This window comes from Pseudarthrobacter sp. W1I19 (genome assembly GCF_030817835.1).
Taxonomy (GTDB): domain Bacteria; phylum Actinomycetota; class Actinomycetes; order Actinomycetales; family Micrococcaceae; genus Arthrobacter.
The window spans coordinates 2,962,160-2,985,024 of sequence record NZ_JAUSZR010000001.1 but is presented as its reverse complement, the minus strand read 5'-3'; the positions used below and the strand labels follow the sequence as shown (position 1 = coordinate 2,985,024).

The 22,865-nt window shown below is 65.6% G+C and carries 11 protein-coding genes; 7 read left to right on the top strand and 4 right to left on the bottom strand.

From position 1 onward, the window contains the following. Positions 1-86: 86 nt before the first annotated feature. The gene (locus tag QF038_RS13940; RefSeq protein ID WP_307610663.1) at positions 87-1,523 is read right to left on the bottom strand and encodes a dicarboxylate/amino acid:cation symporter; all 1,437 of its coding nucleotides are present in this window, start codon (positions 1,521-1,523) and stop codon (positions 87-89) included. A 287-nt stretch (positions 1,524-1,810) separates the two neighbouring features. On the opposite strand from QF038_RS13940, the gene QF038_RS13935 reads away from it, so the two are divergent. Continuing rightward, positions 1,811-2,713, top strand: coding sequence for an SDR family oxidoreductase (locus tag QF038_RS13935; protein ID WP_307610662.1), 903 nt, complete (start codon positions 1,811-1,813; stop codon positions 2,711-2,713). Positions 2,714-2,804: 91 nt separating this feature from the next. Here the strand turns inward: QF038_RS13935 and QF038_RS13930 are convergent, their stop codons facing one another. From QF038_RS13930 to QF038_RS13920, 3 genes are all read right to left on the bottom strand, one after another. Further along, positions 2,805-4,487, bottom strand: a complete 1,683-nt coding sequence (locus QF038_RS13930; protein WP_307610661.1) for a DUF885 domain-containing protein — start codon at positions 4,485-4,487, stop codon at positions 2,805-2,807. A 161-nt stretch (positions 4,488-4,648) separates the two neighbouring features. Beyond that, a complete protein-coding gene (locus QF038_RS13925; protein ID WP_307613484.1) occupies positions 4,649-4,870 on the bottom strand; it encodes an acyl-CoA carboxylase subunit epsilon in 222 nt (73 codons plus the stop codon). Positions 4,871-4,884: 14 nt separating this feature from the next. Then, positions 4,885-6,468 carry an acyl-CoA carboxylase subunit beta gene (locus QF038_RS13920; protein ID WP_307610660.1) on the bottom strand — a complete coding sequence of 528 codons (1,584 nt, stop codon included), beginning with the start codon at positions 6,466-6,468 and terminating at the stop codon, positions 4,885-4,887. Positions 6,469-6,689: 221 nt separating this feature from the next. Between QF038_RS13920 and QF038_RS13915 the strand changes: the two genes are divergently transcribed. The 6 genes from QF038_RS13915 to QF038_RS13890 all read left to right on the top strand — a co-directional run bounded on the left by QF038_RS13915 (position 6,690) and on the right by QF038_RS13890 (position 22,794). Next, positions 6,690-7,577, top strand: coding sequence for an NAD(P)-dependent oxidoreductase (locus QF038_RS13915; protein WP_307610659.1), 888 nt, complete (start codon positions 6,690-6,692; stop codon positions 7,575-7,577). Between the two features lie 50 nt (positions 7,578-7,627). Next, positions 7,628-8,536, top strand: coding sequence for a biotin--[acetyl-CoA-carboxylase] ligase (locus tag QF038_RS13910; protein ID WP_307610658.1), 909 nt, complete (start codon positions 7,628-7,630; stop codon positions 8,534-8,536). Then, the gene (locus tag QF038_RS13905; RefSeq protein ID WP_307610657.1) at positions 8,529-9,128 is read left to right on the top strand and encodes a PH domain-containing protein; all 600 of its coding nucleotides are present in this window, start codon (positions 8,529-8,531) and stop codon (positions 9,126-9,128) included. The genes QF038_RS13910 and QF038_RS13905 overlap by 8 nt, the downstream gene beginning before the upstream one ends. Continuing rightward, positions 9,118-10,242: an adenylate/guanylate cyclase domain-containing protein gene (locus QF038_RS13900; protein ID WP_307610656.1), complete on the top strand. Its 1,125-nt coding sequence runs from the start codon at positions 9,118-9,120 to the stop codon at positions 10,240-10,242. The genes QF038_RS13905 and QF038_RS13900 overlap by 11 nt, the downstream gene beginning before the upstream one ends. Positions 10,243-10,618: 376 nt before the next feature. Continuing rightward, a complete protein-coding gene (locus tag QF038_RS13895; RefSeq protein ID WP_307610655.1) occupies positions 10,619-16,537 on the top strand; it encodes an Ig-like domain-containing protein in 5,919 nt (1,972 codons plus the stop codon). 155 nt (positions 16,538-16,692) lie between these two features. After that, positions 16,693-22,794, top strand: a complete 6,102-nt coding sequence (locus QF038_RS13890; RefSeq protein WP_307610654.1) for an Ig-like domain-containing protein — start codon at positions 16,693-16,695, stop codon at positions 22,792-22,794. Positions 22,795-22,865: the final 71 nt, after the last annotated feature.

Here is a 22,865-nt window from a genome sequence, read left to right as displayed (position 1 = left end):
TTAAATACAGAAGAAGTCCCCGGGAAATCTCCCGGGGACTTCTTCTTACTGCCAGTTGTTACCGCCAGTGGTGAGCAGGGGCCCCTTTAGGCCTTCGCGTCCGCCAGCTCCCGCGACGTGGTGTCGGTGGAGGTTCCGTCGGACGGGGCGGCTGCGGTGTCAACAGAGTCGTCAACAAAAGGCGTGCCGTTGCGGGGTGCGTTGTACAGCTGCTCGTCCAGGATGCCCTGGCGCTTGGCCACGATGGTGGGCACCAGCGCCTGGCCGGCGACGTTCACCGCGGTTCGGCCCATGTCCAGGATGGGATCGATGGCCAGCAGGAGGCCGACGCCGGCCAGCGGCAGTCCCAGCGTGGAGAGGGTCAGCGTCAGCATCACCACGGCGCCGGTGGTTCCGGCGGTTGCCGCGGAGCCCAGGACGGACACCAGGGCGATCAGCAGGTACTGGCTGAAGTCCAGCTGGATGCCGAAGAACTGGGCCACGAAGATCGCCGAGATGGCGGGGTAGATGGCAGCGCAGCCGTCCATCTTAGTGGTGGCGCCCAGCGGCACGGCGAAGGAGGCGTATGCGCGGGGGACGCCCAGGCTGCGCTCAGTGACACGCTGGGTCAGCGGCAGGGTTCCCACCGAGGAGCGGGACACAAAGGCCAGCTGGACGGCCGGCCATACGCCGGAGAAGTACTGCTTGACGGACAGGCCATGGCTGCGAACCAGAATGGGGTAGACCGCGAAGATGACCAGGGCCAGGCCCACATAGATGGCGAAGGTGAACTTGCCCAGGGAGCCGATGGTGTCCCAGCCGTAGACTGCGACTGCGTTGCCGATGAGGCCAACGGTGCCCAGCGGTGCGATGCGGATGATCCACCACAGGACCTTCTGGATGACAGCCAGTGCGGAGGCGTTCAGGTTCAGGAACGGTTCGGCAGCCTTACCCACTTTGAGGGCGGCAACGCCGACGGCGATCGCGATCACCAGGATCTGGAGCACGTTGAAGCTCACGGAGGTGGTGACGGCGCCGGATTCGGCAACGGTGGAGCTGGCGCCCAGGCCAAGGAAGTTCTTGGGGAACAGGCCGACAAGGAAGGACCACCAGTCACCGGACTTGCCGGAGTACTTGGCTTCCTCGGTGATGCCGGTGTTGGCGCCGGGCTGCAGCAGCACGCCCAGGCCGATGCCGATAAGCACCGCAATCAGGGAGGTGATGGCGAACCACAGCAGGGTGTTCCAGGCGAGCTTGGCCGCATTGGATACCTGGCGGAGGTTGGAGATGGAGCTGACGACGGCGGTGAAAATGAGGGGAACCACGGCTGTCTGCAGCAGCGACACGTAGCTGGAGCCGATGGTCTGCAGCGTGGCGCCTAGGGCGTTGGGATTGGTTTTGGTGCTGCCGGTGTACTTGGCCAGCAGGCCGAGGCCAAGGCCGACGATGAGGGCGGCAATGATCTGGAAGCCGAACGAGCCAGCCCACTTGGGGAGCTGGAAGCCGGTCTTGGCGGATTCTGAGGGGCGGGTTTGAGTGCTCACCCGAACACGTTAAGGCCAGGTTCCATATCACGACGAACCAACATTGAGAAATATTACGCGCACCGAATTGCATAGCCGCTTTAAGAACCGCGTGAAATCAAGCGTGTCGAGGCGCTATGTTACTTATTCCCGGCCCGGGTGTGCTTAACATCTCCTGCCGGCGGCGAAAGGCCCATGGGGGCTTTCTGTCACTTGAGTCGAAGCGTTGACGCCTGCGTTGTCCGGTCCTAAGCTCCGGTCAATACATCAACTCCAACCTGCCGGCGCTATTTGAAACTGGAGCGGTCATGATTCTCGTTGTCGGTGCCACAGGTGACCTCGGCAGTCGTGTGACGGGTCGGCTGCGTGTGCAGGGACTGCCGGTCCGCTGCCTGGTGAGGTCCGGCACGAATGACGCCTGGTTGCGACAGATCGGGGCGGAGGCCGTACGGGGCGACCTTACGGCACCTGCCAGCCTCCGGGCCGCATGCGAGGGCATCGATACCGTGATCGCGACCGCGACGGCGATCGGTCGGCGCCTGGCCGGGGCCAACTCCTTAACCCTCGGGGAGATAGACGAGAAGGGCATGCTCTCACTGGTCGAGGGCGCCGAGACGGCCGGCGTGCATCGCTTCGTCTATCTTTCCTTCACCGGTGTTGAGGCTCCCATTGGTACACCGCTGGAACACGCCAAGCTTGCAGTCGAGAAACGCCTCGGCACCTCCTCCATGCAGTCCGTGATCGTCCGATCAGACGCCTTCCAGGAAGTCCACCTGGGCCCGATGGGACGCTTTGACATTGCCGGCGGAAAGGCGGCCATCATCGGCAAAGGCAACTCAAAGAGGCGCTGGGTGGCCACGGAGGATGTCGCCGCCCTGCTTTGCGCGGTGGCACTAGAGCCGGCCCCGCCTGCACTGATTGAGTTCGGCGGCCCGGAGCCTTTGACAAAGAACGAGGCCGTCGCGATCGCTCAAGACCTCACTCACCACAGGATGAAGGTGCAGCGGATGCCCCGTCCCGTAGCCCGTATTCTGGTGCGCTTGCTCAAGCGCCGGAACGACGCGCTGGCCTCCGCCTTTGGCGCCGGGCTGCACCAGGACCTTTACGAAGCCACCTGGGATGATACCCCGCTGCGCCAGCGGGGTATCCACCCGAAGACAGCCACGGACTTTCTCCGCGAGCAGGTAAACCAGCTGCCGCAACAGATGTAGACATCGTTGGCCGGCCGGCTTAAGCCGGGGCCCTCGCCGGCGTGGGCCCACGGCCAGGGAACCTTGGCGGCGTGGGCACAATCAGTGAAACTCAGAGCAGGGCCCGCCGAAGCGTGTCCAGTCCTACAGAGCCGATGTTGAGGGCGCGGGTGTGGAACTCTTTGAGGTCGAATCCCGGGCGTGCTTCGAGTTCGGCGCGGATCTGTTCCCAGAGGCGCTGGCCCACTTTGTAGGACGGTGCCTGCCCTGGCCAGCCGAGGTAGCGGGTGAACTCGAAGTTGAGCTGGCCTTCGCTGATGGGCAGGTTCTGCTTCAGGAAGTCGTAGCCCTTCTCGGGTGTCCAGGTGCCGGTGCCCCAGCGTTCAGGGACCGGAAGTTCGAGGTGGACGCCGATGTCGAACACCACGCGGGCGGCCCGCATGCGCTGCATGTCCAGCATGCCCATGTGGTCGCCGGGATCATTGAGGTAGCCAAGCTCCTGCATCAGTTTCTCGGCGTAAAGTGCCCAGCCTTCGCCATGGCCGGAGGTCCAGCAGACGTTCCGGCGCCATTTGTTCAGCAGTTCCCGGCGGTAGGTTGCAGTGGCCACCTGGAGGTGGTGGCCGGGGACGCCTTCGTGGAAAACGGTGGTGGTTTCGGCCCAGGTGGTGAAGGTATCCTCGCCTGCGGGGACGGACCACCACATCCGGCCGGGGCGGCTGAAGTCGTCCGACGGGCCGGTGTAGTAGATCCCGCCCTCATCGGTGGGGGCGATGAGGCACTCGAGTTTCTTCATCACGTCCGGGATGTCGAAGTGGACGCCGGCGAGCTCTGCCACGGCCTTGTCGGAGAGTTCCTGCATCCACTCCCGCAGGGCCTCCTTGCCCTTCAGCTGGCGGGCGGGATCGTTGTTGAGGATTTCCTTGGCTTCGTCGATGGTGGCGCCGGCTTTGATGCTGTGGGCCACCCGTTCCTGCTCGGCGATCAGGCGGTCCAGCTCTTCCACGCCCCATGCGTAAGTTTCCTCCAGGTCCACGCTGGCACCCAGGAAGGAACGTGAGGCTAGCGCGTAGCGGGACCTTCCCACGGCGTCCTTCTCGGGCGCGGCGGGCAGCAGTTCCCGGCGGAGGAAGTCCGCCAACCCTGCGTAGGCGCTCCGGGCCGCGGCAGCACCGGCGTCGAGCTCTTCCTGGATGGCGGCAGGCAGGGGGCCGGCGGCAGTGGATGCTTCCGCGGCCAGCTTGGCGAAGAAGCCGTCCTCCGCCGCGTATTTGGTGACCTGCTCGATGACGATCTTGACCTGGCGCGCGGCGGCCACCCGGCCGGAGTCCCGGGCCTGCCGGAGCGACTCCGTGTAGCCGGCGATGGCCGCGGGAACATTGGCTGCGCGGCCGGCGATGTGCTGCCAGTGCTGTTCCGTTTCCGTCGGCATCAGGTCGAAGATGGCGCGGATGTCCTGGGCCGGGGAAGCGATGTTGTTCAGGTCCGCGTACTCCCAGCCCGACGCGTGGATCAGCAGCTGCAGGCCCAACCGCTCCCGCATGGCGTCGAGGGTGACGGCGTCTACGTCGTCCTCGGGCTCCAGCCCCTCAAGTTCTTCCAGGGTATGGCGGGCAGCCTCGGCGAATTCCGCGATGCCGGCGGGGGAGAAGTCCTGGTATTCCGTTTCGTGTCCGGGTACGCCGAGGGTGGTGGCGAACGACGGATTGAGCCTGATGAGTGTGTCCGTATAGTTGTCCGCGACGGCGTCGATGCGGGTTTTCGGGCGGGCGGCTGGTGCGGTGTCTGTAGTCACCCCACGACACTAACCGGGCACCCAAGGTTCCGGAAGGAGGCTGGTGTGGGGCGGGTGGGCCCACGTCGGCGAGGGGCCCAAGTCGAGCGAAGCGAGATTTGGGAGCCGACGGGGAGGGGCCCAAGTCGAGCGAAGCGAGATTTGGGAGCCGACGGGGAGGATCAGCCGCGGCTGCGCTTCCAGGCCCCGGGTCCGGGCGTGGGGTCCAACCGCAGCTGCTGGCGGCGCACCCAGTGCCGAACGGACGGCTTGTTTTCGGGCGCCGGTTCGCCGCCGCCCAGGGAAAGGACGACGGCGGTCAGTGCAGCCAGTTCCTCGGCCGTTGGCTGGCCCTTAACAACAGACAGCAGCGGTGCGGCGGGTGCCTTGGCAGCCTCAACCATCGGATCGTCCCCGTTCACAGCGGGATGTTCCCGTGCTTCTTGGTGGGCAGGCTGGCGCGTTTGTCGCGGAGCGCGCGCAGACCCTTGATGATCTGGGTCCTGGTTTCGGAGGGCGCGATGACAGCATCAACATAGCCAAGCTGGGCTGCCTGGTACGGGTTCAGCAGCTCTTCCTCGTACTGGCGGATGACTTCGGCGCGGCGGGCTTCGACGTCCCCGCCGGCCTCGGCAACTGCGGCCAGGTCGCGGCGGTAGAGGATGTTGACGGCGCCCTGGGCACCCATCACGCCGATCTGCGCGGTGGGCCAGGCGAGGTTCAGGTCAGCGCCCAGCTTCTTGGAACCCATCACGATGTAGGCGCCACCGTAGGCCTTGCGGGTGATGACGGTGAGCTTGGGAACGGTGGCCTCGGCGTAGGCGTACAGGAGTTTGGCACCGCGGCGGATGATGCCCTGGAACTCCTGGTCCTTGCCGGGCAGGAAGCCGGGCACGTCCACCAGGGTGATGATGGGGATGTTGAAGGCATCGCAGTGGCGGACGAAGCGCGCAGCCTTTTCCGACGCGGCGATGTCCAGCGTCCCGGCGAACTGCAGGGGCTGGTTGGCCACGATGCCCACCGTGTGGCCCTCCACCCGGCCGTAGCCGATCATCACGTTGGGGGCGTACAGGGCCTGCATTTCCAGGAAGTGGCCGTCGTCCACGATCTGCTCAACCACGCTGCGCATGTCGTAGGGCTGGTTGGCCGAATCGGGGATGAGCGTGTCCAGGGCGAGGTCGTCGTCGTCGATCTCCAGCTCCTGCTGGTGCTCCAGGACAGGTGCCTCCGAAAGGTTGTTCGACGGCAGGAAGTCCAGCAGTTCGCGGACGAACTCGATGGCATCGGCTTCGTCCGAGGCCAGGTAGGTGGACGTGCCGGTGGTGGCGTTGTGCTGGCGGGCGCCGCCAAGCGTCTCCATGTCCACGTCCTCCCCGGTGACCGTTTTGATCACGTCCGGGCCGGTGATGAACATGTGCGAGGTCTTGTCCACCATCACCACGTAGTCGGTAAGGGCGGGGGAGTAGGCGGCGCCACCTGCGGAGGGGCCCATGATCAGGGAAATCTGCGGTACCACACCGGACGCGTGGACGTTGTTGCGGAAGATGTCGGCGAACATGGCCAGTGAGGCGACACCCTCCTGGATACGTGCGCCGCCACCGTCCAGGATGCCCACCACAGGGCAGCCGTTGCGGATCGCGAACTCCTGGACCTTGACGATCTTCTCGCCGTTGACCTGGCTCAGGGAGCCGCCGTAGACGGAGAAGTCCTGGCTGTAGACCGCCACGGGGCGCCCGTCCACGGTGCCATAGCCGGAAACCAGGCCGTCACCCAGCGGCTTCTTTTTCTCCATGCCGAACGCGGCGGAGCGGTGGACTGCCAGGGCGTCGAATTCGACAAACGAGTCAACATCGAGCAGGAGGCTGATGCGCTCCCGGGCGGTGTTCTTGCCGCGGGCGTGCTGCTTTTCGATCGCTTCGGGGCCGGAGGGCTGTTCGGCACGGGCCTGGCGGTCGCGGAAATCGGCGATCTTTCCCGCTGTCGTTGTCAGATCGTGGCTCATCAAATATCTCCGGCTCTGTAGCAGATTGGTCCAGTGGCGCTGTTGTTGCTGGCTGGTCTGTTGCGGGAGTTAAGTAGCATCCACACAAAAAACGAACCCTGCTGGCTAGTCTAGTGACGCTTCTGGCGGCGGCTGCTGTAGAAAACCTACAATTTTCTGCCGTGCCGCAGCACGCCGCAGTATGTTACTTACCGGTAACATACTTGGGTTAGAGTGGCTCCATGACTTTGAGCAATGACGCTTCGGACTCCCCGGCAAGCCCCTACCAGGCCAGCGGATCCCTGCGGGGACGCACTGTTTTGATTTCCGGCGGCAGCCGCGGAATCGGGCTCGCGATCGCTGTGCGCGCCGCGAAGGATGGCGCCAACATCGTGCTGATGGCCAAGACCGGCGAGCCGCACCCCAAGCTTGCCGGCACCGTATATACGGCGGCAGAGCAGCTGGCGGCCGTAGGGGGCCAGGCGCTTCCCCTGGTGGGTGACGTCCGGAATGACGACGACGTGGCGCGCGCTGTCTCAGCTGCCGTGGACCGCTTTGGCGGCATCGACGTCGTTATCAACAACGCCTCCGCCATCGACCTGTCCCGCACCGACATGGTGGACATGAAAAAGTACGACCTCATGCAGGACATCAATGTCCGGGGGACGTTCCTGCTGTCCAAGCTGGCCCTTCCCGCCCTGCGCGCCTCCGGCGCCGGGCAGATCCTGACCCTCTCGCCGCCGCTGAACCTTGACCCCCAGTGGGCGGGCAAGCACCTGGCGTACACCATGGCCAAGTATGGGATGAGCCTGACCACGCTGGGGCTTGCGGAAGAGCTGAAGGCGGACGGAATCCGGGTCAACTCACTGTGGCCCTGCACCTTGATCGACACCGCAGCAATCCGGAACATGCCCCACGGCGACCAGATGGTCCAGGCGGCGCGCGGGCCACAGATCATGGCTGATGCCGCCCACGCCGTCCTCACCGGCGCCAACCTTGGGGCCGGCGGCGCGGCCAGCGGCAATTTCTACACGGACGAACAAGTCCTGGCAGCGGCGGGGGTAGCGGACTTCCGTCCTTACAGCCTGGGGGCCTCAGAGGACCGGCTGGTAGCGGACATCTTCCTGTAAGGGCGGGAGCCGGCGCGGACCAGCACGGGTTGGCTCTGTAGGATTTAGCTATGGATGACGCACACACCCCCGGTACGCCCCTGAACCGGAGGGACCTGGCGGACGAGCGTTTCCTGTCCGCCACCGGCATCCCGCGGCTTGACGTGGTGGACTCCACCGGCTCCACCAACGCCGACCTCCTCCGGTCAGTCACCGTGGAGCCCGCCGCCTGGCCGGACCTGTCCGTGCTGACCGCGGAGTATCAGACAGCTGCGCGGGGACGGCTGGACAGGCACTGGGAAGCCCCGCCGCTGAGTTCCATCTCGGTCTCCGTTGTCCTGCGCCCGGCCAATGCCGAAGGCCGGCCGCTGCCCACGCAAAGCTACTCGTGGTTGTCCCTGATCGCGGCGCTGGCGCTGCGCGAAACCCTCCTCGAAACCGCCGGTATCCCCGCCGAGCTCAAATGGCCCAACGACGTCCTGGTCCGGGGTAAGAAGATCGCCGGCATCCTGGCCCAGCTGGGCCCGATGGTGGACGGCTCGGTGCCGCCGGTCGTCCTGGGCGCCGGCCTCAACGTCACGCTCACCGCCAGTGAACTGCCTGTTCCCACCGCCACCTCGGTGGTACTGGAGGGCGCCAAAACGGCGGACCGGACAGCGCTCCTGAAAAGCTACCTGTCAAACTTTTCCGTGCTCTACCGCAGCTTCTGCAATGCCGACGGCGACCCGGCGGCAGGCATGGCGGGCGGGCCCTCCCTGCACAAGCGGGTAGAGGCGGTCATGGTCACCCTGGGCAAGCAGGTCCGGGCGCAGCTTCCGGGGGACCACGAGATCATCGGCCACGCGTCCAGGCTTGACGAATACGGTTCCCTGCTGGTGGTAGACCGGGACTCCCGCGAACATGTGGTCACCGCCGGGGACGTGGTGCATCTTCGGCCGTGGACATCCCCCAATGCTTCCGGCCAAGGCGGTTATGCGTAAAGACCTCCTGCCGGGCGAGCAGGTCATTGTGACCACCCGCCCGCAGCCGCGGCAGCTTGCCGGCGCCGCGGTTGCCTTTATTCTCGCGCCGGCGGTTGCAGCCTATTGTTCAGCCTGGCTCATCCGCGGCGGAGCCACGCGGGCTGTGCCCGCGCTCTCCGGCCGCTGGACCCCGTGGCTGGTGGGCGGTTGTGTCCTTGCTGCTGCCGCCGTATGGCTGGGTTTCTGCCTGCCCCGTCTTTTGCGCTGGCAAAATACCCGGTACACCCTGACCAGCAGGAGGCTCGTGGCCAGGTCCGGGATGTGGAAGCGGCGTGACCAGCAGGTGAACCTGGTGTCGGTCCGCAACCTCACTGTCCATGAATCGGTCCTGCAACGCCTCTTCCGCTCCGGGAATATATCCTTGGAAACCGGATATCAGTCAGTGGTGACGTTCCCGGACGTGCCGGAGGTGGCCAGGTTTCGGGACTTCATCCTGGACGCCATTGAGGACCTGCCGGACGAGCAGGATGTCCAGCCTGGCGGGTCAACGGATGGCCCCGCCGAAACTTTGCCCTGGGAAATGAGAGAAGGTGGACAGGATGAACGATGAGGACCAGCAGGAACGCGTCGGGTCCGTCGCGCCCGCTCCGGAGGCCGACGCCCATCCTCCCACCGGCACCATGTCCGCCGAGCGGCTGGCCATGAAAGCCCTCGAGGCCCGGCTTCTGGGCGGGGAACGCAAGCTCCGCCGTCGTGAAGTCGCTGCCGGCGCAGGGCTGTCCTTGCTCTCTGCACGCAAACTGTGGCGCGCCCTGGGCTTTCCCAACTTCGGGGACGAGGACGTTGCCTTCACCGAACGCGACCAGGCAGCCCTTTCCACCGTGGTGGACCTGGTCCGTTCCGGAAAGCTGACCGAGGAAGCAGCCATTTCCGTTACCCGCTCCATCGGGCAAATGACGGACCGGATGGTGGTCTGGCAAATTGAGGCCCTGGTGGAGGACATGGTGCACGAGCAGGGCGTCAGCGATGCCGTGGCCCGCAAGCGCCTGGTCAACGAACTTCCCGCCCTGGTGGACGCCCTGGAGGAAATGCTGGTCTACTCCTGGCGGCGCCAGCTCAACGCAGGGGTGCAGCGGCTGGCGGTCCGCGCAGAGGCCGGCCTGCAGGCAAGCGAAGAAGGCCGGGAGGGCGATGAGGACGACGCCCCGCTGCCGTTGGCACGCGCCGTCGGCTTCGCTGACCTGGTCTCCTACACCAGCCTGTCCCGGCGCATGAACGAAAAAACGCTCGCCCGCCTGGTGCAGCGCTTCGAGAACAAGTGCGCGGAGATCATTTCCGTTGGCGGCGGCCGACTGGTCAAGACAGTGGGCGACGAAGTCCTCTACATTGCCGAAACACCCGCTGCGGGAGCAGAAATTTCGTTGGCGCTCGCCCACGCCTTCACCGAGGACGAAATCCTGCCCGAGGCCCGGGTGGCCATGGTGTGGGGCAGGATTCTGTCCCGGCTGGGGGACATCTACGGGCCCACCGTCAACCTTGCCGCGCGCCTGACGTCCCTCGCGGACCCGGGAACCGTGCTGGTGGACTCCATGACGGCCTCCGCACTGGAGCAGGATGAACGCTTTGTTTTGATGCCCCAGCCGCCGGAAAACGTCCGCGGCTTCGGCGAGATCCGGCCCGTCCGGCTTACCCGCGGCCTGGGCAAGGGGCTGGTCCTGGACTGACTGGCGGCCTGTGAAACCGCCCATCATGACTTTATCCATTTGATGGTGAATTCCGATATAGTCGGAAGACACCCGGCCACCGCATGCCGGAAACCGGCTCTGCCGCAGCCTTACTGGGGGAAACAACATCGTGAAACTTCGCAGACCTGCGCGCTCAAAAGGGCCGGGAACCGCTGAAGGGCGCTTCCGTTCGCGGCGGCTTGTGGGTGGTACGGCGTTTGGTGCTGCTGTTGCTGTGGTGGTGACCGGTGCTGTGTTGTATCCGGGGTTTAAGACCACTGAGGTGGATTTGAATGATGGTGGCGTGTGGGTGGTGTCGAAGTCTAAGAATGCGGTGGGGCGGCTGAATTATCCGTCGCGTGTTTTGGATGGGGCGGTGACGCCGGCGTCGACGACGTTCGATATTTTGCAGGATGCGGGGGAGGTGTTTGTTGATGATGAGTCTGGTTCGACGTTGAACCAGGTGTCGCCGGCGAACATGCGCCTGGGTGGGGATAAGCGGTTGCCTGGTGCTGCTGATGTGAGTTTCGGCTCCGAGGTGATCTCGGTGACGGATGCTGTGTCGGGCAAGGTGTGGGCGGTGTCGCCGTCGACGGTGAATGGTTTTGATGAGGAGGCCACCGAGCCGGTGCTGGTGGGTTCGGAGGGTACGGTGTCGGCGGTGGGGGCCGATGACCGGGTTTATTCGGCGGATCCGAAATCCGGTGTGGTGACGGTGACTGGTGTTGATGTCAACGGTGCGGTGGTGTCCTCGGATGCTGAGACGTGGTCTGAGTTGAAGGGCGCCGGGGATCTGCAGGTCACGGTGGTGGGGGACAAGCCGGTGGTGCTGGATGCGGCGGCGGGGAAGTTGTTCCTTCCCGGTGGTAAGCGGCTGCAGTTGGACAATGCCCGGGATGCGAAACTGCAGCAGACCGGTCCGGGCAGTGACTTTGTCGCAATCTCCACGCCGAAGGCGTTGCTGAAGCAGCCGCTGGACGGTGGCACGGCGAGGACGGTGTCGTTCGGTGGTGAGGGTGTGCCGGCGGCGCCGGTGCAGTTGGGCGGGTGTGTGCATGCGGCGTGGTCGGGGGCGAACAAGTACGTCCGTGACTGCACGAACGACGCGGATGACAAGAACGTGGATGTTCCCAAGGCGAGTGCGTCGCCGTCGTATGTTTTCCGGGTGAACCGGGACCTGGTGGTCCTGAACGATGTGAACTCCGGGAATGTGTGGCTGGTCAACCAGAACATGCAGCTGGTCAACAACTGGGACGACGTCATCCCGCCGCAGCAGACCTCGGACGACGCCGACAAGGACTCCGCCGATGAAGTGCAGCAGACCGTCCTGCCGGACCGCACCAAACCCAACAGCGCACCCGTGGCCAAGCCGGACACCTTCGGGGTGCGCGCCGGGAAGACCACCATCCTCCCCGTGCTGGACAATGATTCGGACCCCGACGGCGACATCCTCACCGTGCGGACCCCTGAGCCGCTCCAGTCCGGCCTGCTCTCACCCATCTATGGCGCCACCGGTTTCCAGGTCAGCATCGGCGCTGACAAGACCGGCACCGAGGCTTTCAAGTACACGGTGGACGACGGCCGCGGCCTCTCCGGCTCCGCCGACGTCACGCTGAACATCATCCCGCCGGGGGAAAACTCCGCGCCGCGGCAGAAACCAAACCGGAACAGCACACTGGTGGTGCAGTCGGGCAAAGTGGTCAGCCAGAACATCCTCCCCGACTGGATCGATCCCGACGGCGACGACCTTTTCGTTGTTGGCGCGTCCAGCAGCGATCCGCGCGACCAGGTCAAGATCCGGCCCGACGGTTTGCTCAGCTTCCAGGACTCCGGGTCCGACCCCGGGCGCAAAACCGTCACCGTCACTGTCTCGGACGGACGGTCCACCGCGGAGGGCAACGTCACCGTGGACGTGCGACCGGCCGGCGCACTGCCGCCGATCGCCAACGCGGACCATGTGGTGGCTGTTGCCGGGGTGGACACGGTGATCGCCCCGCTGAAGAACGATTCGGACCCACAGGGCGGCGCCCTGCGGCTGGCCCAGATCACACCAGATGGCAACTCCACCGCCGTTATGGGCGCCGACCAGCAAACGTTCACGTTCAACGCCACCGCACCGGGCGCCCACTACATCACCTACCTCGTCACCAACGGACCCGCCAGCGCCCAGCAGCTGGTGCGCGTCGACGTCGTGCCTGGCGGCGGCGACGCCGCCCCGGTGGCCGTCCGTGACACCGCCCTGCTGCCCAGCGGCGGCAGCGTGCTGGTGGACGTTTTGGGCAACGACTCCGACCCCTCCGGCGGTGTACTGGTGGTCCAGTCGGTGACGGCCGCGGACGGGCTGCCGCTGAGCGTCGCGGTCCTGGACCACTCGGTGGTGCGGATTACCGACCTCCGCGCCCATGGCCAGCTCAGCGTGAAGTACACAATCTCCAACGGCAAGTCCTCTGCCACCGGCGAAATCTCCGTACTGGTGGTCCCCGCCCCCGCCAAGCTGCAGGCGCCGCAGGCCAAACCGGACGAAGCCACCGTCCGCGCCGGGGACGTGGTCACCATTCCGGTGCTGGACAACGACACGGACCCCAACGGCGGCAAGCTCACCCTGGAACCGGTGCTGGCGCAAACACCGGACACCGCGGACGGCCGCATCTTCACCTCCGGCCAATCAGTGCGTTTCATCGCCGGCGACCTGCCCAAAACGGTGTACGCCATCTATAAGGTCACCAACGAGTCCGGGCAGTCCGACTCCCAGCAGGTGACCATCCGGATCCGGGCCCGGGACGATCAACTCAATACCCGGCCCGAACCCCGGAACCTGACAGCCCGCGTTGTGGCAGGCATGACCGTCCGCATCCCAGTGCCGTTGGACGGCGTGGACACCGACGGCGACTCCGTCCAGCTGACCGGCGTGGATAAGGCGCCGGCGATGGGAACGGCCGTGGTCAAGGACGGATACCTCGAATTCACCGCTGCAGGCAACGCCGCCGGGACAGACACGTTCACCTACCGCGTCCGGGACCGCATCGGTGCAGAGAACACCGGCACGGTGATCGTTGGCATCGCGCCGCAGGAGACCAACAACCAGAAACCCATCGCCATTGACGACGCCGTGGATGTCCGTCCCGGCCGGAAAATCGCGGTTGACGCACTCACCAACGATTCGGACCCGGACGGTGACCCGGTCAGCCTGGTATCCAACGGCTTCGAAGCCCGCCCCGAGCTTGCCGTCGAAGCAGCCGACGGCGGCAAAGTACTGCTCACGGCGCCCGCCGCCGCAGGCAACGAAAGCGTCAGCTACAAAATCCAGGACGACAAGAAAGCCCAGGCAGGCGCCGTGATCCGGGTCCGGGTCAGCCCCGAAGCCGCACTGAAGATTCCGCTCGCCAAGGATGACGTTGTCACCCAGGCGGAGACGCTGGGCAAGTCCGCGGTGGATGTTCCGGTGCTGAAGAACGACTCCGATCCCGACGGCGTTGCCTCCGAGCTGAAGATCAGCCTCCCTGATGGCAACCCCAATGCGCGTGCAACGGGTGACGGCACGGTGCAGGTCACGCTCGCGCCGGAGGACCAGCTGGTGCCCTACACGGTCACCGATGTTGACGGCCAAACCGCGACGGCGGTCATCTGGGTTCCCGGGCAGGGGGAACAGCACCCCACCCTGGCCAGGACCGACGTCGTGGAGGTGATGTCCGGCAAGGAGGTCACCCTTGACCTGGCTGACTACGTCCGGGTCCGCGACGGCCGCACACCCCTCATCACCCAGGTGGACAAGGTCCGTGTCCAGGGTGCGGAGCCGGATGACGTGGTGGCCGGGAACGGCGGCGCCCTCCGTTACGCCGCCCTCAAGGACTATGTAGGTCCGGGGTCCCTCACTTTCGAAGTGACTGACGGTACCGGACCGGATGATCCCGCCGGCCTCAAGTCCACACTCAGCATCATCACCAAGGTGATTCCGGATCCGAACGCCAACCACGCGCCTACCTTCAGCGGTGCCACCCTCGACGTGCCAAAGGGCGAATCCGCCACCCTGGAGCTGGCAAACCTTGCGAAGGACGTGGACTCAGGCGACCAGGAAAAGCTCAGGTACGAACTCGATGGTTCCTTGCCCGAGGGCTTCACCGCCAGCGTGGACAAAACAACCCTCAAAGTGACCCCGGAATCGGCCAGGGACGCCGGCTGGAAGGGAAGCATCCCGCTCAAGGTCACCGACGGCCGGTCCGAGCCGGTCCGTGCCACGGTGACGGCAACGGTTGTCGCATCGAACCGGCCGTTGCCGGTGGCTAACGAGGACGTGGTGGACAAAGCCAACGCCGGCAGCTCCGAGACCATCAATGTGCTCGGGAATGACTTCAACCCGTTCCCCGAGACCCCATTGCGGATCACGTCCGCAACCGTGGAAACCGGCTCCGCCGCCGGGCAGCCCGCCGTCTCGGGGGACTCCATCACCGTCACCCCGGCCAATGGTTCCAAAGGCGTGATGGTGGTGCGCTACACGGTGATGGACAAGACGGAGGACGTTTCCCGGCAGACCGACGGCCGGATCCGCATCACCGTCCGCGACCGGCCCGACGCCCCTTCCGCGCCTACGGCAACGGACGTCCGGAGCCGGACCGCCGTGCTCAAGTGGACACCGCCGTCGGACAACGGCGCGGCCATCACCAAGTACACGGTGCGCTCCGGCAACGGCTTCACCCAGGACTGCCCCACCACCACCTGCACACTGACCGGGCTGACCAACGACGTGAAGTACGTCTTCACCGTCACGGCCACCAACGAAGTCCGGGAATCCGATCCTTCGCCGGTGTCCAACGAAATCCGGCCGGATGAAAAACCGTCACCGCCGGACGCCCCCACGGTCAAGGCCGGCGACAAGAACATGGAGATCAACTGGGCCCCGGCCAAAACCGAGGGCTCCGCAGTAAAGACCTACAACCTGGAAATCTCCCCTCCGCCGGCCACCGGGATCGCCGTCAAGAACGGCGTGACGGGACTCAGTTACAACTGGCCGGGCCTGACCAACGGTGTGCGCTACAAGGTGCGCGCCCAGGCCGTCAACGAGCTCGGCCCGTCCGACTGGGGCCAGTACTCCGCTGAGGACAATCCGGCGGGCGTCCCCGCTGCTCCGGCGGCGCCCACCTCGTCCGTGGCATCTTCGGTGGGTACGTCCAACCAGCTCAAGGTTGATTGGAGCGAGCCGAACACCAACGGCGACGCCATCAGGAATTATTACGTCACCATGAGCGGCGGCGGAGGTGCGGCGCAGACGCAGGTGGTGGCAGGCACTGTCCGGACCGCCAACTTCACCGCCAACAACTCCGAAGCCTCGTACACCTTTACCGTCCAGGCCGAGAACAAAGCCGGCAAGGGCGCAGTCAGCGCCGCGTCGGCTCCGCGCCGGGCCACCGGCAAGCTCGCCCAGGTCTCCGGCGTGTCGGCAACCGAAGCAGACACCGGAGGCGCCGGCCGTTCCGTCACCATCAACTTCCGGGAATTGACGGCAGCGGAACGAAACGGTTCATCGTACGCCGAGGTCAGTTACACGTACCGCGCCAGTACGGGCCAGACCGGGCCTATCAGGCCCGGCCAAACCGTGGGCGGCTTCACGAACGGCACCAGCACCGCCATCACAGTGGTCGCCAATTCCGCCGTTGCCCCCAGCTCTGACGCCAGTGCGCCGGCCACCGTGAACCCCTATGGCTGGCCCGGTACGCCGTCGGCTTCCGGGACGGATGGCGCTGAAAACCAGAAGAACCTGACATTGAGCTGGGCCTCACCTCCCGCCAGCAGTTGGGACATCGCCTACACCCAGATCAGGATCGACGGCGGCGGCTGGGAACGGGTGGCGGCCTCCGGAAGCCGCACGATCAACACCGGCGGCTTCAGCGAGCGGCACTCCATCGAGGTCCAGGGCGTCAACTCGCGTGGCACCGGCGGGCCGCTGGCCTCGGCGTCCGCACAGTCCGGCCCGCAGAAGACCAGCTGGGCTACACGCCTGAATACCGGAATGGACCGCAGCTGTACCGATCTTCCCGGGCCTACGTCCTATGATCCGGTGGCCCATACCTGCGACGGCAAGGGCGGCTACGACCGGCCGTGGATGTCCTACATGGACTCGTTCACAGTTATGTGCTGGAAGCCGCACGGCACCACCTACGGCGGTGACGGCCAGTGGTACTACATCATGCGCGGCTCACCGAACGCGACCCGCTGGATCAATTCCACGCACACCTCGATCGGTGCTCCGGCCCAAAGCGGTGTGCCGCTGTGCACCTTCCCGACGGGAGCAACGCCATAGCCGGTATGGCCCGGGCGCGGGCCCGGAACTGGGGAGGGCTCCCCATCGCGGGGCCTGTAAGGGTTGGGTAGGCTTGCGCCGGGGAAAAGAGAGTCTCATGCCAGTACGCGAACGCGCTGCCGTACGGCCACACAAACTGAGGGAAACGTAACGCTGTGACAAGTCTGCTGGGGAAGCTTGGGCTCAAAACGCGCCATAAGAAGCTTGTGGGTGGTACGGCGTTTGGTGCTGCTGTTGCTGTGGTGGTGACCGGTGCTGTGTTGTATCCGGGGTTTAAGACCACTGAGGTGGATTTGAATGATGGTGGCGTGTGGGTGGTGTCGAAGTCTAAGAATGCGGTGGGGCGGTTGAATTATCCGTCGCGTGTTTTGGATGGGGCGGTGACGCCGGCGTCGACGACGTTCGATATTTTGCAGGATGCGGGGGAGGTGTTTGTTGATGATGAGTCTGGTTCGACGTTGAACCAGGTGTCGCCGGCGAACATGCGCCTGGGTGGGGATAAGCGGTTGCCTGGTGCTGCTGATGTGAGTTTCGGCTCCGAGGTGATCTCGGTGACGGATGCTGTGTCGGGCAAGGTGTGGGCGGTGTCGCCGTCGACGGTGAATGGTTTTGATGAGGAGGCCACCGAGCCGGTGCTGGTGGGTTCGGAGGGTACGGTGTCGGCGGTGGGGGCCGATGACCGGGTTTATTCGGCGGATCCGAAATCCGGTGTGGTGACGGTGACTGGTGTTGATGTCAACGGTGCGGTGGTGTCCTCGGATGCTGAGACGTGGTCTGAGTTGAAGGGCGCCGGGGATCTGCAGGTCACGGTGGTGGGGGACAAGCCGGTGGTGCTGGATGCGGCGGCGGGGAAGTTGTTCCTTCCCGGTGGTAAGCGGCTGCAGTTGGACAATGCCCGGGATGCGAAACTGCAGCAGACCGGTCCGGGCAGCGACTTTGTTGCAATCTCCACGCCGAAGGCGTTGTTGAAGCAGCCGCTGGACGGTGGCACGGCGAGGACGGTGTCGTTCGGTGGTGAGGGTGTGCCGGCGGCGCCGGTGCAGTTGGGCGGGTGTGTGCATGCGGCGTGGTCGGGGGCGAACAAGTACGTCCGTGACTGCACGAACGACGCGGATGACAAGAACGTGGATGTTCCCAAGGCGAGTGCGTCGCCGTCGTATGTTTTCCGGGTGAACCGGGACCTGGTGGTCCTGAACGATGTGAACTCCGGGAATGTGTGGCTGGTCAACCAGAACATGCAGCTGGTCAACAACTGGGACGACGTTGTTCCACCCAAAAACGAATCCGACGAACAGGACCAGGAATCGGCGGACAACAACACCATCAACGTCCTGCCGGACCGCACCAAACCCAACCGTCCGCCCGAAACCAAGCCCGACGCCGTCGGCGTCCGCCCGGGCCGAACCACCATCCTCAGCGTCCTGGACAATGACTCGGACCCCGACGGCGATGTTCTCACCGCAGCTGTGACTGACTCCGGCCCCAAGGCCGGCACCCTCGAAGACATTTACGGCGGAACCGCGTTCCAGGTCTCCGTCCCGGCCGACGCGAAACCCGGGACGGAGACGTTCAGCTACAACGCCTCTGACGGCCGCGGCCTCTCCGCCGCCGGGCAGGTGACCCTCAGCGTGGTGGCTCCGGACGAGAACAAGCCGCCGCAGTTCAAGCGCGGCGACAACACCACCATGCTGGTGGAACAAGGCAAAACCGTCAGCCAGAACATCCTCACCGACTGGATCGACCCCGACGGCGACGACCTGGTACTCCTTGACGCCAAGGCAGACAACGAGCAGGACCAGGTCAAGGTCCGCCGCGACGGCCTGCTCACGTTCCAGGACTCCGGCGCCACCGCCGGGAAAAAGAACGTGGAGGTGACCATCTTGGACGGCCGCGCCACGGTCACCGGGAAAGTGGTGGTCAACGTCCAGCCCCCGGGAGCCCTGGCACCGGTGGTCAACGCCGACCACGTCACGGCCGTGACAGGCCAGGACCTGGTCATCTCCCCGCTGAAGAACGACGTCGACCCCAACGGGGGTGCCCTGCGCCTGGCCCAGGTGGAAGCCAACGGCCCCGCAGAGCTCGGCCCGGTCACCGACGGCGGCACGTTTACCTTCCGCAGCACCACCCCCGGGCCCGTCTACCTCACCTACATCGCCAGCAACGGGCCGCAAAGCAGCCAGGGCCTCATCCGGGTGGACGTGGAATCCGGCGACGACACCGGCAATCCCGTGGCCGTCCACGACGTCGCGCTGATGCCGACGGGCGGAAGCGTGCTGTTGGACCCGCTGGCCAACGACTCCGATCCGTCCGGCAGCGTCCTGGTGCTGCAGTCCGTGAAGCTCCCGGAGAATTCCACTGCGTCGGTCAGCGTGATCAACCACAGCGTCCTGCGCATCACGGACGTCCTGGGGACGAAGGACCCGATCCTCTTCGAATACACCATGTCCAACGGGAAGAAGTCGGCCACCGGCAGCGTCTCGGTGGTCCCGGTCCCGGCACCCGCCGTCGTGGAAGCACCCCAGCCCAAGCCGGACGAAGTGAATGTCCGGGTGAACGACGTCGTCACTATCCCCGTGCTCGACAACGACACCCACCCGCAGGGCCAGGAACTGACGGTGGACCCGGTCCTGCCGCAGGGTGTGGACCCGGCGGACGGGAAAAGCTTTGTCTCGGAGAACACCCTCCGCTTTATCGCCGGCAGCCAGCCCAAGACAGTCCGGGCCATCTACAATGCCGTGGACCCGCAGGGCCAAAAAAGTGCCGCCGCCGTGACCATCCATATCCTGCCGCTGGAAGGCGCTGAGAACTCGCGTCCGCAGCCGCGGAACCTGACCGCACGGGTGGTCGCTGCGGGTACTGTCAGGATTCCCGTCCCGCTGGACGGCATCGATCCCGACGGCGACTCGGTCCAGTTGACCGGCATCGACAGCACCCCCGCCATGGGTACCGCCACGGTGGGCAGCAACTTCATCGACTTCACGGCGGCCGGGGACGGTGCCGGTACCGACACGTTCCGCTACAAGGTGGTGGACCGGCAGGGTGCGGTCAACAGCGGCACGGTGACGGTTGGGGTCGCACCTCGCGGCGAGGTCAACCAGAAACCCACTCCCGTGGACGACGAGGTCAGGGTACGCCCGGGCCGCCAGATCGCCGTCGACGCCACCGGAAATGACACCGACCCGGACGGCGACCTCATCCGCATCCTGACCGACGGCATCGGAGCTGATCCGGCACTTCAGGCCACGGTGAGCAAGGCCAGCGGCAGGATCATCCTGCTGGCGCCGGCCGAAGCCGGTACTGTCAACGTCCGCTACACCATTGCCGATGACCGGGATGCCTCGGCGCAGGCTGCCATCCGCGTGGTGGTGGACAACGAGGTACCCCTCAAGGCGCCCATCGCCCGGGACGACAGGGTGACGTCCGCCCAGACCCTGGGAAAGACCGCTGTTGATGTCCCCGTCCTGAAAAACGACGAGGACCCCGACGGCGTGGGCGAAAACCTCAAAATCAGCACCGAGGCCACCACCGCCCGGCCCGGCCCCGAGGGCAACATGGTGGTGGACCTTACCGAGCAGCCGCAGCTGATCCCGTACACCGTGGAGGACGTGGACGGCCAGCAATCGACGGCGGTCATCTGGGTCCCGGGCCTGGGACAGCAGGTGCCCACCCTGGCCAAGGACGAAGTCATCGAGGTCATCGCGGGCCAGTCCGTGGACGTAGCCCTGGACGAGTGGGTGAAAGTCCGCGAGGGCCGTTCCCCGCGGCTGACCCAGGCGGACCGGATCAAACTGATCGGCGCCGACGGCGGCGACCCCGTGACCGGGGACGGTACCGGACTCAAGTACAGGGCCGGCGCCGACTACGTGGGTCCGGGTTCGCTGACCTTCGAAGTGACAGACGGCACCGGCCCCGACGATCCGGCCGGCCTGAAGTCCACGCTCAGCATCCGCACCAAAGTGCTGCCTGATCCCAACAAAAACAACCCGCCCGAGCTCCTGGGCGCCACGGTGGAGGTCCCGAAGGGGGACTCCGCCAGCACCGACCTGGGCAAGCTGACCTCGGATCCGGACCGGGACGACGTCGAAAAGATGAAGTACGAGCTGGTGGGCGGATCACCGGCCGGCTTCAACGCCAGCATCGACGGCAAGGCCCTGAAGGTCTCCGCGGCGGATTCCAGCGGCACCGGAACCACTGGCGCTGTCCAGGTCAAGGCCCGCGATCCCCGCGGGCTCGAAGCCACGGCCACATACCAGCTGGCCGTCACCGCCTCGAACCGGCCCAAACCGGTAGCGAACGACGACCTGGAACCCAACGCCGCCGCGGGAAAGGCCGTGACGGTCAACGTCCTGGCCAACGACGCCAACCCCTTCCCGGAGACGGCCCTGAAGATCATCGCGGCCGCAACGGAAACCGGCAGCGGCAACGTGGAGGTCAGCGGAGATTCGGTGACGGTTACTCCCGCACCGGGCTTCACCGGAACCATGGTGGTGTCCTACACGGTGGCCGACAAGACAGGGGATTCCAGCCGGCAGGCGACGGCCCGCATCCGGCTCACCGTCAAGGACAAGCCCCAGGCGCCCACCACTCCGCAGGCCCAGAGCGTGGGGGACCGGACGGCGCTGCTGAACTGGACGGCGCCCGCGGACCGCGGCTCACCCATCACCAAGTACACGGTGTACGGCGAGGGCGGGTTCCAGCAGGACTGCCCCGCCAACACCTGCACCCTCAACGGGCTGGTCAACAACACCAAGTACCACTTCCAGGTGACGGCCAGCAACGAGTTCGGCGAGTCTGACCGGTCGCCCGCCTCCGCGGAGGTGCGTCCGGACGTCAAACCAGATACCCCGCTGGCGCCGTCGCTGAAGTTTGGCGACAAGGAGCTGTCCGTCAACTGGACCGCCCCAGCCAGCAAGGGTTCGCCGGTGAAGTCCTACGACCTGGAGATCTCACCGCCGCCGCCCGGGCAGAACGCCCAGATCCAGAACCTGACCGCCGTCAGCTACGTCTGGAAAGGCCTGCAGAACGGAGTGTCCTACAAGGTCCGCGTCCTGGCGCGCAATGATGCCAAGGGACCGTCGGAGTGGAGCCCTTACTCCGCCGCCGAGGTTCCGGCCGGCGTCTCGGCGACGCCGACCGCGCCCACCGCTGCACAGGCGGGTTCGCTGGGTTCGCAAAGCCAGCTGAAGGTCAGCTGGGCTGCCCCCAACAACAATGGTGACGCCGTCTCGGCCTACACCCTGACCACCCTCCGGGGCGGGGCAGTGGTGTCCAGCCAGCAGGTTGCCGGCACCACCCAGAACGTGACGGTGGACAACTCCGAAACCAACTACACGTTCACGGTTTCCGCCACCAACAAGGCCGGAACCAGCGGGACCAGCCCCCAGTCGGCTGCCATCCGGGCAGCAGGCAAGCCCGGCCAGGTCAGCAGCGGGACGGTGGAGGCCACCGGCACCAGCGGCCAGCTGAAGGTGACCTTCACGCCGCTGACCGAGGCCCAGCGGAACGGCTCCACGGCAAGTGAGATCGCCTACAGCTACAACGCCGACGGCAAGAGCGGCGCCATCACTGCAGGCGGGGGGGTGATCGGCGGCATGACCAACGGCCGGGACATCACCGTCACCATCATTGCTACATCGACCAAGAACAACGTGTCCGGCGATGCCAGTGCCATCGGCACCGGCAACCCCTACGGGCCGCCCAACGCACCAGTGCTGACGGGACAAAGTTCCAACACGCAGCAAGTCCACTGGACTTGGACCACACCGGCCAACAACGGACGTGCTATTCAACGTTTTGAAGTCAGCTATGAGGGGGGCCCGTGGACGAGCGTGGGGATGGACACGCGGTATGACCGGGACGCAAACGCCTGGAGTTCCACAAAGAATCTCAAGGTACGGGCGTGTTCGGTGGTGTGCGGCGCGCAAGATTCTGCCAACGCAACCAGTGGCAAGGACCCGACGCCTCCGCCGCCCACCTCGTGGAGCATCACGGCGAGCCCGGTCCGCAGCTGCACCGAACCCCGGAAGGGAACGGACAGCTATGTTGCCGGGAACCCGTCGCAGTGCAACGGCGAAGGCAAGTGGCTGGATGCCGGCGCCGGCGCACAGACTGACCGGTACCAGGTCTGGTACAAGACGTCGAACAACCCCAGCGGCATCTGGTACCACCTGACCTCCGGCATGGCCGCCGGCAACTGGATCCGCTGCGATACCAGCAGCCTCGGCTGCAACCCGCCGCAATACATGCCCAACCGCTAAGCCGGCACCGCCGGTGCACCAGCGGGACCGGCAAGCCCCGTCCCGCACCACAACCTGACCATCACAGAAGG